The 12,965-nt window shown below is 45.2% G+C and carries 10 protein-coding genes and 1 tRNA gene; 8 read left to right on the top strand and 3 right to left on the bottom strand.

Features of this window, described 5'->3' with window-relative positions; genetic code table 11:
* Nucleotides 1-107: 107 nt before the first annotated feature.
* Together PODO_RS19720 and PODO_RS31195 are read right to left on the bottom strand one after the other, a co-directional pair.
* Complete coding sequence (locus PODO_RS19720) at nt 108-386, bottom strand: hypothetical protein (RefSeq protein ID WP_038572392.1); 279 nt, start codon at nt 384-386, stop codon at nt 108-110.
* Between the two features lie 262 nt (nt 387-648).
* Nucleotides 649-813 carry a hypothetical protein gene (locus PODO_RS31195; protein ID WP_170914200.1) on the bottom strand — a complete coding sequence of 55 codons (165 nt, stop codon included), beginning with the start codon at nt 811-813 and terminating at the stop codon, nt 649-651.
* Between the two features lie 124 nt (nt 814-937).
* On the opposite strand from PODO_RS31195, the gene PODO_RS19715 reads away from it, so the two are divergent.
* From PODO_RS19715 to PODO_RS19705, 3 genes are all read left to right on the top strand, one after another.
* Nucleotides 938-1,507, top strand: a complete 570-nt coding sequence (locus tag PODO_RS19715) for a hypothetical protein (protein ID WP_155288158.1) — start codon at nt 938-940, stop codon at nt 1,505-1,507.
* A 255-nt stretch (nt 1,508-1,762) separates the two neighbouring features.
* Nucleotides 1,763-3,727 (top strand): WG repeat-containing protein, encoded by a 1,965-nt coding sequence (locus PODO_RS19710; protein WP_038572389.1) that lies wholly within the window; start codon nt 1,763-1,765, stop codon nt 3,725-3,727.
* 304 nt (nt 3,728-4,031) lie between these two features.
* Nucleotides 4,032-4,748: a CAP domain-containing protein gene (locus tag PODO_RS19705; RefSeq protein ID WP_036685704.1), complete on the top strand. Its 717-nt coding sequence runs from the start codon at nt 4,032-4,034 to the stop codon at nt 4,746-4,748.
* A gap of 133 nt (nt 4,749-4,881) precedes the next feature.
* Here the strand turns inward: PODO_RS19705 and PODO_RS19700 are convergent.
* Nucleotides 4,882-4,954 (bottom strand) — tRNA-Lys (locus tag PODO_RS19700).
* Nucleotides 4,955-5,193: 239 nt separating this feature from the next.
* Here PODO_RS19700 and PODO_RS19695 point away from each other — a divergent pair.
* The 5 genes from PODO_RS19695 (at nt 5,194) to gyrA (ending at nt 12,870) form a co-directional block, all read left to right on the top strand.
* On the top strand, nt 5,194-6,033 hold the full coding sequence (locus PODO_RS19695; protein ID WP_051491403.1) for a GDSL-type esterase/lipase family protein: 840 nt from the start codon (nt 5,194-5,196) through the stop codon (nt 6,031-6,033).
* A 102-nt stretch (nt 6,034-6,135) separates the two neighbouring features.
* Nucleotides 6,136-7,116, top strand: a complete 981-nt coding sequence (locus PODO_RS19690) for an ABC transporter ATP-binding protein (protein ID WP_036685707.1) — start codon at nt 6,136-6,138, stop codon at nt 7,114-7,116.
* Nucleotides 7,109-8,098, top strand: a complete 990-nt coding sequence (locus tag PODO_RS19685) for an ABC transporter permease (protein ID WP_036685819.1) — start codon at nt 7,109-7,111, stop codon at nt 8,096-8,098. The genes PODO_RS19690 and PODO_RS19685 overlap by 8 nt, the downstream gene beginning before the upstream one ends.
* 169 nt (nt 8,099-8,267) lie before the next feature.
* Nucleotides 8,268-10,250 (top strand): DNA topoisomerase IV subunit B, encoded by a 1,983-nt coding sequence (gene parE, locus PODO_RS19680; RefSeq protein WP_036685709.1) that lies wholly within the window; start codon nt 8,268-8,270, stop codon nt 10,248-10,250.
* A 178-nt stretch (nt 10,251-10,428) separates the two neighbouring features.
* The gene (gene gyrA, locus PODO_RS19675) at nt 10,429-12,870 is read left to right on the top strand and encodes a DNA gyrase subunit A (protein ID WP_036685712.1); all 2,442 of its coding nucleotides are present in this window, start codon (nt 10,429-10,431) and stop codon (nt 12,868-12,870) included.
* Nucleotides 12,871-12,965: the final 95 nt, after the last annotated feature.

Below are 12,965 nucleotides of genomic sequence, written 5' to 3'. Positions count from 1 at the left end.
CACAAGTACTTAACGTCGCCCCCTTGCTCCTCGCATAGAAAAACTACGCACGAGCACGAAAACTACCCACCATAACTATGTATGAAAAACTACCCACAAAAACTGGTTTAATTAGTTGGGGATAAACCACTTCCGCTCCCACTAGTACCATTGGCACCACCATCAACTACGCCAATAATATCAACTACACCAATAATATCAACTACACCAATAATATCAATTACACCAATAATGCCACTAGCAGCACTGCTAACTACAGCGCTGCTAACTAAAGTAATACTAACTACGGTACTGCCAACCACAGCACTGTCAACCACAGGACTGTCAACCACAGGACTGTCAACCAAAACACCACTAACTACAGTACTACCAACTACACACAACACCAAAACTACCCACTAAGATGCCACCACGACCAAATAGCGTCAACACCATCAACACACAGATCAACAATGGCTACTACCAACATGAAACAAACACACCACAAAAACTACCCGCGAAAATGTAACCACAACTAAACAGCGCCAGCAACTCTAAAATCAACATCAACATTATTTACCACCACAAACTTCAATCAACATTGCCACCCTTGCTCCATCAAATCTAATATTCCACCAATAGGATTTACTCCACCCAATAGTTGCACCTTCACCGCCACGGAACATCTACAGCATCATTACCATCACCAATTAATGTCATCAACACAAATACGGCTATCACACTCCACTCAATATTATCAGCATGAACACAGCAATCACGCCCACAAATCAATATCAGCAGCAATAACACGACCATCGCCATCAGGAGCACCACGAAAACACATCATATTCATCATAGCTCCCCAACAATATCAACAAACTAATATTAGTAACAGAACAGAAGCACCATGAGGCTAAAGAACGGTATAAATCCCGTACAATTAGCCGCCCTGAGCTATGTGAGGAAAAAGAACGGTATAAATCCCGTAGGATTGGCTGAAATGAGCTATGTGGGACGAAAGAACGGTATAAATCCCGTACAATTAGCCGCCCTGAGCTATGTGAGGAAAAAGAACGGTATAAATCCCGTAGGATTGGCTGAACCGAGCTATGTGGGACGAAAGAACGGTATAAATCCCGCAGAATTGACTGAAACGAGCTATGTGAGGCGAATGAACGGTATAAATCCCGTAGAATTGGCTGAAACGAGCTACGTGAGGCGAAAGAACGGTATAAATCCCGCAGAATTGGCTGAAACGAGCTATGTATGGCGAATGAACGGTAAAAATCCCGCAGATCTATCCGACCTGAGCTATGTGAGGAGAAAGAACGGTATAAATCCCGTAGAATTGGCTGAAACGAGCTACGTGTGGCGAATGAACGGTAAAAATCCCGTAGAATTGGCTGAAACGAGCTATGTGAGGCGAATGAACGGTAAAAATCCCGCAGAATGGGCTGAAACGAGCTACGTGTGGCGAATGAACGGTAAAAATCCCGCAGAATTGACTAAAACGAGCGACGTGGGGTGAAAGAACGGTAAAAATCCCGCAGAATTGGCTGAAACGAGCTACGTGAGGCGAATGAAAGGTACAAATCCCGCAGAATTAGCTGAAATGATATACAGAGGAGGAAAGAGAGGCAAAAATGCCCTAGAATACGCCTACCCCCTCTGCGGATTCCCCACCAAAGCTCCTCTCCCCCCAACCCCAAAGATCAAAAAGCACATAAACCAACGTTCTCCCATATTCTATAGGCAAATGCCTTTGTTAAAGGGGAGCGACTGGATGTTAAGGATTAGGTTGAATGAGCTGGGGAAAGGGAATGACAATGGTCTGATACAGGCGGATGTATGGAAATGGGATGGCATTGGCTGGAACGAATATATTACTCAGCAGGATGAGGATTTCATACGCACGGAAGAGGAGTTATTTGTCACGATTCCGGCAGAAGCGGGATTATATCGTGTAGATTACTCTAATAAGCCTTTTGAGGCGCCATACTTATTGCCGGAGTGGGTGGGGGACGATCTGCGGACCACGGGTCTGCATCCGGCGCCGTTTAATCTCAAAGAGGGCACACTTTGGGGATATATTAATGACGAAGGCCGTGTTCAGATTGAACCTCGGTACGAATATGCTGAGGATTTTCAAAAGAACGGTCTTGCTGTAGTTCAGCGAAAAAATAGCAGCGGGCTCATTGACAGCACTGGAAGAGAACGAGTGAAGCCGATCTATTCCTTTATTGCGCCTTTTTCGGAAGAGCGCGCGGTCGTGTCGGATGCCAAGGGGTACACTTTTATTGATGAAAAAGGCAAAGAAGTGACGTCCGCCCGGTATGATTATCTGAACTCATTACATGAGGGGCGTGCACTATTTTCAAAACAAAATACAACCGGTGGCCAATCGCTATATGGATATGTGGACGCGAAAGGTAAAGAGGTGCTGCCCGCGATTTATGTGGATGCCAATGATTTTATGAACGGCGTGGCTTTGGTTAAAATCAAAGAAGGAGAGTATGCGCTCATCGATCCGGCTGGGAACATCCTGCATACTTACAACCATCCTTTTGTAGGAAGTCCGGGAGAAGGTTTACTCGCCTATCAAGCGACTGAAAACGGTAAATATGGCTATTTAAATACGGATGGTTCTGTAGCTATTCAGCCGCAATTCACCTCTGCTTTACCTTTTTCAGAGGGACGTGCGGTGGTGAATACCGCTGAGAATTATGGCAACGCCTATGGGCTGATTGATAAACAAGGGAAAATGATCATCCCGGCAAAATATTATGAAGTATTGCAGCTAGGTGAAGGCAGAGTAGCCATAGGAACGCCTGTATTCCCCAGCCAGCCTTATCGCGGATCACGTTATGTAATTGCAGATGCGGAAACGGGAGCGGTCCTGAGCAATCACACCCTGCTTGGCGTGAACAATTATCAGGAAGGCTTGGCGTCTGTATTTGATGCTAAAGATACCTATTTTATCGATAGAAGTGGAAAAAAGGCAGCCCAGCCTCCAGTTATTCCAGGTGCAGGAACACTCACCCTTAGCGGACGTTTGATAAGAGCAGATGTAGATCAACGCACATCTTATTATGATCGGCAGGGAAAGCAGGTTTGGCGCCAAAATGGAGTCATTCCGCTGAGACCTCCCTATTCCGTAGTGGAGAAGAAATACAAACCGAACAGGGATTATCTGGTGTATTATCCGGTCGTTGAAGGGATTGCCAGTGCGGAAGTTTCGCGAGAGGTTAACGATAAGCTGCGCAAGCTATCCCTTGCTGAAGACGTTGGGAGTGGAGGGGTTTCCCAGGACTTTAGTTATAATGGTGATTTTTCAGTCTCTTTCTTCCGTAAAAACCTGCTGGTGCTGGAGCTGACCGGTTATCGTTTTCCTTTTGGAGCAGCACATGGAATGCCTACCAAAATCTATCCGCATATTAATTTGCGCAGCGGCAGGTTCTATAAGCTGGGAGATTTGTTCAAGCCGGGCAGCAGATATGTGGAGAAGCTCAGTAAAATTGTGGGCAAACAGATCGAGAACGATCCACAATATTCATATGTTTTTCCGGATACGTATAAAGGAATTACCTCGGATCAGCCCTTCTTTGTGGATAATGAAGCGTTGTATCTGTATTTCGCACCTTATGAGATCGCTCCGTATTCTGCAGGTTTTCCAACCTTCCGGATTCCTTATGCGGAGATCATGGGATTGATCTCTACGGAGGGCGAGTTCTGGCAGTCGTTTCATTAATCGACAGGTATCCATAGGTTTGCTGAAGTTGCCGTCCTTTCGGGGAGGGCGACTTTTTTTGTGCTTTCTTTCGCGAATAATAGATGAATTGGTATTTTTAGGCAGGAAAACAGCGAAAGAAAGCGAATGTATCTAGGAATCAGAGATCTTACAGTCAAGACTATTATATGTAAAAAATTAGAAGCGCACATTTGAGAGATTTATGCTACAATGACTGAGGAACAAATTACAACTTTGTAACATTTGTAGATGGTCACTCTAGGCAGAAGCATATATTACACGCAAGAAAAAAGGAGATGGCAGATTGAAGAACAAGACATTAAAAGCAATCATCGGTGGTAGTGTGGCAGCTGTTATGGCACTTAGTATTTCTCTTCCATTGGAAGCAAATGCGGCATCGAATGAATCGACAGTAACAATAAAAGGCACAAGTTATGAGCAAATATTACAATATTTTAAACAAGCTAATCTTGAGGGATTCCCTTTTTCGAATAGCACAATCGTGGTAACTAAGCCGCAAACTGGAACAGTACCAAACAAAGACAACACGACCACAACTACAACTACAAAACCGGTTACAAAGCCAGCAGACACAACTACTGTAACTAAGCCGACAGATAATACAACTACAACAGGTGCTGTGAGCAATAAAGGAACCTATGTTCAGCAAATCGTAACGCTGGTAAACAAAGAACGTGCAGCAGCTGGTTTGTCACCTGTAGCTGGATTGGACAGCCTGCACAAAGTTGCCGCTACAAAAGCTACGGATATGCGTTCGAACAACTATTTTTCACATACTTCACCTACGTATGGTTCACCATTTGATATGATGAAATCCTTTGGCATCACTTATAAAGCCGCAGGCGAGAACATCGCAATGGGACAAAAAACACCAGAAGAAGTTATGAAGGCATGGATGAATAGTCCAGGTCACCGCGCTAATATTTTGAATGCTAACTTCAATTATATCGGTGTAGGTTATGATAATAATTACTGGGTTCAAGAGTTTATTGGTAAATAATACGAGTAGATGCTTCAGGAAGAAATCGTTCTCCGATGTAAGTCGGGGAGCGGTTTTTTTTGTGTGGTGAAGATCAAAAATGCAACAAAAAAAGAAGCAAGGAACTTGTCCTTACTTCTTCTGTCTAGCTCTATGGGTTATGCAGGGGTCGAACCTGCGACCTGCCGATTAAGAGTCGGCTGCTCTACCAGCTAAGCTAATAACCCGTAATGTCTAAAGAGTCAACGGGAAATATTATATAATGGCATTAATTAAAAAGCCAGTATTTTTTTATTTTCAAAAAAGTCCACACTCGCTCCTCGGCATAAACACTGTAACAGCGGGATTTATTTCTTTGCTAGACATTTGCAAAACTTGTATGGAAGAATTATGTTTATGTAACATAGTTAAGATCTTTGTAAATTGTGGAACAATACATAATAGAACGGCATACGGAGGGATAGCTTTGAAGGATTCGAAATGGACATGGCGCAGCGTCAGCTTGATTTCCATAGTAACAACTATAGTTTTGATGGTTGGTTTAGTTTATGCGGTTAAAGATATTATCTATCCGGTCGGAGAGGTTACCGAGAGCAGCTTGCCTCAGCAAACAGCCGCACCGGTGACGGAGACTGTCAAGCTCCTCAAAATTGTTGCGCTCGGGGATTCGCTTACCAAGGGGACTGGTGATAACACCGGAGAAGGGTTTGTTAAGCGTACGGTTACTGGTTTATCTGCAAAAGGTGTCACAGTAGACTTTTTAGGCAATATGGGGATTAACGGGTTGACTACTGCCGGGCTGTTAAGCAAACTGAACGAAGATGGTGTGGAGTATGCCTTGCGCATGTCGAATGTTGTTTTGCTATCTGTCGGAGGAAATGATCTGTTTAAGGATTCGGATATTCTTGAGAATAATGGGGCGCAGCAAGGAAACACAACTTCATCAACCTCTGAGCAGGAGCTGACTCCAGAGTCTTTATTAGCCGCTCTGCCAGAGGCAGCAGCTAGACTGGAGAAGATTCTCGATAAAATCTCACAGATCAATCCAAATGCGCAAATTTACTATATGGGGCTGTATAATCCCTTTGGCGATATTCCAGAATTACTGGTACCAGGCAATCAAGCGGTAACGAAGTGGAATAATACGGCAATGGATATTATTAATAAGCATAGCAACATGACCTTGGTTCCTACGTTTGACTTGTTTAACAGACATTTGGACAAGTATCTATCCACCGATCATTTTCATCCTAATGGTGATGGCTATCAGCGAATCGGAGAACGGTTCATACAGGCTGTGCAGTAGTATATAGGTGAGTGTTAAATTTTGCAGTAAGATCATGTAGGTAAATGCCCTTTGAGCAAGTACAAACCGAGAAAATGACAGTCACAAGGAGCTAAATTAAATATGACAAAAGCGAATAGTGAAGACTCCGGCACAGTCGTCTTGTCTGTGGACGGGGTACGTAAAAAAATAGGACGGAAATGGATAATAGATGATGTTACTTTCGATGTGAGAAAAGGGGAGATTTTCGGCTTTCTCGGCCCTAACGGCGCTGGGAAGACGACCACGATCCGCATGCTTGTGGATTTGATTCGTCCTACTGAGGGCAAGATTACAGTATGTGGGTACAATGTGAACCGAAATCCGGAAAAAGCATTGCAATATGTAGGCTCTATCGTTGAGAATCCTGAGGTATATACCTATTTGACCGGGTGGGAGAATTTGCAGCATTTTGCCCGGATGCAGCCTGGTGTAGACAATGAACGTATTAGCGAAGTGGTAGATATTGTTCGATTAGATCAGCGGATACATGATAAGGTAAGTACATACTCGCTTGGGATGAGACAACGATTAGGCATTGCGCAGGCACTGTTGGGACGTCCACGGTTGCTTATTTTGGACGAGCCGACGAATGGACTTGACCCTAAAGGTATTAAGGAGCTGCGAGAATTCATTCGCAAGCTGGCGGATGAAGGGCTGGCGGTGTTCGTATCGAGCCATTTGCTAAGCGAAATTCAACTTCTTTGCGACCGTGTAGCGATAATTAGTAAAGGGCGTGTATTGGCTGTTGGTGCGGTAGATGAGCTGATCGCTCGTAATTCGCCGTATGTACTTTGGGAGCTGGAGCCTTTTGCTGAGGCTCGGGAAATGCTGGCTGATCGTTCAGATATTCAGATTCAGAAACTAGAAGACGTCACATTAGATGACTCAATTATTGCAGGGATGGGCCCCAATTCTTTAATAACGATCATGGATCAGGATCTGATCCCCGAGATTGTGGCCGTAATGGTTACTGCTGAAATCGAGGTGAGGGCTGTGCATAAAATTAATCCGACACTGGAACAGCTATTCTTGAAACTAACGGAGGGTGAGAATGTTGAGTAACTTGCTTCCGCTAATCCGTAATGAGTGCTTGAAGATTATAAAAAAGAAACGGTTTTATGTTATACTGCTGATTCTGATTGTACTGGTGCCTATGTTCACCTATGCACAGATGCGTTCAGCCGAACGGAGCCGGGAGAAGTTTAATTCCGATTGGCGGCTTGAGATCCAGCAGCAGATTATCGATAATCAAAATTCACTGGGAAGTGACCGGATTCCAGAGGAATGGAAGACTTATCGGCGAATATTTGTACAACAGCTTCAGTATTATCTTCACCATGACGTTAATCCGAATGAACCTAGCGGGGTTACCTTTACCCGTGAATTTATGGATAATTCGGTTACATTATTTATTCCGTTGCTTATTATGGCGGTGGCCTCAGATTTGGTCTCGGCCGAAAGGACAACTGGAACTATCAAAATGCTGTTGACTAGGCCGGTCAAGCGCTGGAAGGTGCTTTTTAGCAAAATGACAGCACTGCTAATGTTTGTCTCGCTTATCGTACTTTCCACATTTGCAATCAGCTACTTTATCTCTGGTCTCGCCTTTGGTTTTAAAGGCTTTAACATTCCTGTTTTCACAGGCTTTAAAATCAGTGGTGATTCGCTAGATATGTCTACTGTACATGCAGTGCCTCAGTGGAAATATATGCTTATGCAAGGTGGTTTGATTTGGTTCGTCAGCGTAGTGGTTGCACTGCTCGCATTCATGATCTCGGTGCTTGTTCGCAGTACTGCCGCGAGTATAGTAGTTATGATGGCCGCGCTGATTGCAGGTAGTATACTGACCAATATGGCCTCTGCCTGGACAACAGCGAAATACTTATTTATGGTAAATCTTGGACTGACCAGCTATTTGTCTGGTACTCCCGCCCCCATTGAAGGGATGTCCTTGTCATTTTCCATGGCTGTGCTGGCTGTATGGGGAGCCGCTTCGGTGATCATTTCATTCGCCGTCTTTACGAAAAGGGATATTTTGAATTAGAATGAACAAAGTGACCAAAACGTTTGTTTGCATTTCTTAGAAATATAGGAGAGTATAATTTCACGTTATATTCTATCCTTAGGTTTTTGGCAGTAACGGATACCGTTCTTAACAAAAAGGACGGCCAAGCCGTTTCTTCTTAGTATAGAGAAAAGAAGGAGGAGCATGAATGCTCGAACAGATCGATATGTTTGCTGAAGTTTCTAATAACGGCGAGAATGGCCGTACTGGATACGATGCTGACGACATTCAAGTGCTCGAGGGTCTGGTTGCAGTACGCAAACGACCTGGCATGTATATCGGCAGTACGAGTTCTTCAGGACTACATCATTTAGTATGGGAAATCGTAGATAATGCCGTAGATGAGCATTTAGCCAAGTATTGTACAAAGATTGACATACTGCTTCGCAAGGATGGCTCGGTAACCGTTAGCGATAATGGACGGGGGATCCCGACTGGAATGCATAAGACAGGGGTACCTACACCGCAAGTTGTATTTACAATTTTGCATGCGGGCGGTAAGTTCGGTGGATCGGGTTATAAAAAATCAGGCGGTTTGCATGGCGTAGGGGCTTCTGTCACAAACGCTTTGTCTGAATGGCTCGAAGTAGAAATTTATCGTGAGGGCAAAATCCATCGTCAGCGGTTTGAGTACTGGGTGGACAAGAAGGGCAAAGAGCATGTCGGCGAACCTGTAACTGGTCTTGAAATCTTGGGTAACACCAATAAAACTGGTTCGAAAATTACTTTCAAGCCAGATATTCGTGTCTTCCCAAATGGAATTGCTCTGAATTATGACACGCTGGCAGAGCGGGTTCAGGAGATTGCTTTTCTGAATTCCGGTCTGCGTATTACACTGCAAGATGAGCGGAGCAACCGTCAGGATGAATTCTTTTATGAAGGTGGAGCCAGTCAATTTGTGCAGTTCCTCAACGAAGGTAAGGATGTTCTCCATGATGTTATTCATTTCAGTGCAGAAAAGGATGATATCGAGGTAGAAGTAGCTCTTCAATACAACGGAGGCTACACAGAAACCTTGGCTTCCTTCGTAAACTCCATTCCAACTCGCAGCGGGGGCACACATGAGACCGGCTTTAAAACTGCGTACACTCGTGTATTAAATGAATATGCCCGCCGCACGCAATTGCTTAAAGAAAAGGATAAAAACCTGGAAGGTAATGATCTGCGGGAAGGCATGATGGCTGTCATCAGTGTAAAAATGTCCGAGGTTGAATTTGTTGGACAGACGAAGGATCAGCTTGGCAGTGCTTCCGCCCGTAGTGCAGTAGATTATATTGTTTCTGAAAATATGGCGCGTTTCTTGGAAGAAAATCCACAAGTTGCGCAGAGCCTGCTGAAGAAATCGATTCAAGCGTCGAAAGCCCGGGAAGCGGCACGTAAAGCCCGCGATGAGATCCGCACAGGCAAGAAACGCAGCGAAAGCTCGAATCTTGGCGGTAAGCTGTCTCCTGCACAATCAAAGGACGTTACACGTACGGAGCTGTTCATCGTGGAAGGTGATTCCGCGGGTGGTTCGGCTAAGCAAGGCCGTGACTCTAAGATTCAAGCGATATTGCCGCTAAAAGGTAAACCGATGAATCCGGAGAAGGCTAAGCTGCTGGACATCCTGAAGAACGACGAGTATAAAGCAATTATTTCTACGATAGGTGCTGGAATTGGTCCGGATTTCACTGTCGAAGACAGCAATTATTCCAAAATTATCATTATGACCGATGCCGATACCGATGGAGCGCATATTCAGGTGCTGCTGCTGACATTTTTCTATCGTTATATGAAGCCTTTATTAGATGCAGGCAAGGTCTTTATCGCTCAGCCTCCACTTTATAAGTTGACCCGCAAAACGGGTAAGCTGGAGACCGTAAGGTATGCATGGAGTGATGAAGAGCTGCAAAATTACTTAAAGGAATTCGGCAAAAACTTCGAGCTTCAGCGTTATAAAGGGTTGGGTGAGATGAACCCCGATCAGCTGTGGGAGACAACGATGAATCCAGAGTCGCGTACGCTGCTTCAGGTACAGATTGAGGATGCCGCTAAGGCGGAGCGCCGTGTTTCAACACTTATGGGTGACAAAGTCGATCCACGTAAACGCTGGATTGTTGAAAATGTCGATTTCACCGAAATTGTAGAGTAATGTCAGTGCTGCAAGTGACGATAATCCCGATTTTCTAAGAGTTTGGTGATTTATGGGACCTAGAAGATTTTTGGAACTGTAGGAGCGATAGTGCCCGGAATTCCAAAAATCCCTGAAGTACCCGAGAATCACCACACTATTTTAAAACGGGCAGTTTGAGGAACAGAAGGTGAGCAAAGTGAGTAGTTTATCAGAACAATTTTTGCCGGCATTTCTGGAAGAGGTCGTCGGTGACCGCTTTGGTCGGTATTCCAAATATATTATTCAGGACCGGGCAATCCCCGATGTCCGTGATGGACTTAAACCCGTGCAGCGCCGGATTCTTTACGCGATGTACGACTCCGGCAACACACCTGACAAGCCATACCGCAAGTCAGCCAAAACCGTCGGAGATGTAATGGGTAATTACCATCCACATGGTGACTCCTCTATTTACGATGGTATGGTACGTATGGCACAGCCTTGGAAGATGGGGCATGTGCTAGTTGACGGTCACGGCAACTGGGGCTCCATGGACGATGACCCAGCTGCGGCAATGCGTTATACAGAAGCACGGCTGTCTCCCATTGCAATGGAGATGATGCGTGATATCGAGAAGCGGACCGTCTTGTTTAAAGATAACTTTGACAATACCGCCAAAGAGCCTGTTGTGGTTCCTTCCCGGTATCCGAATCTGCTCGTAAATGGCACGAGTGGGATTTCTGCGGGTTTTGCTACTGAAATTCCGCCACATAATCTGCGTGAAGTAATTGACGCTTGTATCGCAGTGATGCAGAAGCCAAATATTGAGCTGGAAGAAATTATGACCTTTATGAAAGGTCCGGATTTCCCTACAGGCGGCACGATCATGGGCGGAGACGGCATCATGGATGCTTACCGCACAGGTAAAGGCCGTATTTACCTGCGCTCCAAGACAGAGATTGAGAATATGCGGGGCGGCAAGCAGCAAATCGTGATTACGGAAGTTCCATTCCAGATTGTAAAATCACGGCTGGTTACTTCCATGGAGAATATTCGGCTGGAGAAAAAGATCGATGGCATTGCCGAGGTTCGTGATGAGAGCGGCCGTGAGGGATTGCGGATTGTAGTCGAACTCAAAAAAGAGGCTGATGCTCAAGGCGTGTTGGCCTATCTGCTCAAAAAAACCGATCTTCAAATTACCTATAACTTCAATATGGTTGCTATTGTTAACAAAGCGCCTCAGCAGCTTGGTCTAAAAGCCATCCTGGAAGCTTATATCGCGCATCAGCGTGAAGTTGTGACTCATCGCACCCAGTTCGATCTGGAACGCGCAGAAGACCGTGCTCATGTCTTAGAGGGCTTAGTTAAAGCACTGAACATTCTGGATGAGGTTATCGCTGCGATCAAAGCGTCGAAAAACCGTCAGGATGCTCAGAACAATCTCGTATGGATGTTCGGCTTCAGTGAACGCCAAGCCGATTCGATCCTTACTTTGCAATTGTATCGTCTGACCAATCTGGAGATCACTTCACTCCAGAAAGAGTTAGATGAAATGATGGCAAAGATTACACATCTGCGCGGCATTTTGGAAAGCGACAAAAAGCTAGTTTCTGTAATCCGTAAGGAACTGCTGGAGATTCGCGACAAATACGGCATTGATCGCCGTTCTCTGATCCAAGGCGAAGTAGAGGAGCTCAAGGTTAGCCTTGAAGCGCTGGTCAACGCGGAGGATGTGCTAGTTGCTCTTTCAGCAGATGGTTATATTAAGCGGACTGGTATGCTTTCCTTCACCCGTTCAGGTGGGGAGCGTCATACCTCAGGCGTCAAAGAAGGTGACCATATCGTCAGGCTGCTGGATGTGAATACCCGTGACAGTCTGCTGGTATTTACCCGCAAGGGGCAATACTTCTTGCTTCCTGTGCACCAGATTCCGGAGTTTAAATGGAAAGAGCCTGGTACAGCGATTGTGAATGTCATTGGATTGTCTAAAGGAGATGGAATCGTTAGTGTGATTCCGGTTAATAATCTAGATGATCCGCAGCAAAGTCTTGTGTTCGTCACCCGTCGGGGTCAGGTGAAGCGTACAGAGCTCAAGGAATACTCTACAAGCCGTTCTGGAGCTGTAGCGGCCTGTAAGGTAGCCGAGGGTGATGAGATCATTACAGTGGCTTCCAGTACGAATGACAAGGACATTGTGCTGGTTACCCGTGAGGGAATGAGTATCCGATTCCATGAGAATGAGGTTAACCCTATGGGTCGCGTTGCATCTGGTGTAAGAGGAATTCAGCTGCGCGAGGGCGACGAGGTGATTTCCTGCTTCTGGGTCAGCGAAGATGAAGGCGAAATCCTTGCTATTTCTGATATTGGTTATGCGAAACGTTCATTACTTGTGGATTATCCATCACAAAGCCGTGGTGGCAAAGGAATGCCAACCTTCGAATTCAAGGAAGGCAAACGAATACGTCCAAATGGCAGCAGGTTAGCAGGGGCTTTCTATTGCAAGGAGCCATTAGAACTGAATGCCGTTACTCGTGAGAATGCCCACCATACGTTCTCCTCTGAATCAGCGCCGCTGGGCGAGCGTCGTTCTACAGGCAAACAGATTGTAGCTGTGGAGAAAAAGGATGAGATCATAAATCTTTTCCCATCGGTTCATTAAAACTAGCGATTAACAAGTGATTTTATAACGGCGTTTAGTCCGCTCTTTTGGAGGGTTGACTAAGCGTCGTTTTTTATTTTTTTATGCTGAAGGTC

Origin of the sequence: Paenibacillus odorifer, assembly GCF_000758725.1 — a bacterium.
Classification (GTDB): Bacteria; Bacillota; Bacilli; order Paenibacillales; family Paenibacillaceae; genus Paenibacillus_AQ; species Paenibacillus_AQ odorifer.
This window is presented reverse-complemented; position numbering and strand designations above follow the sequence as displayed.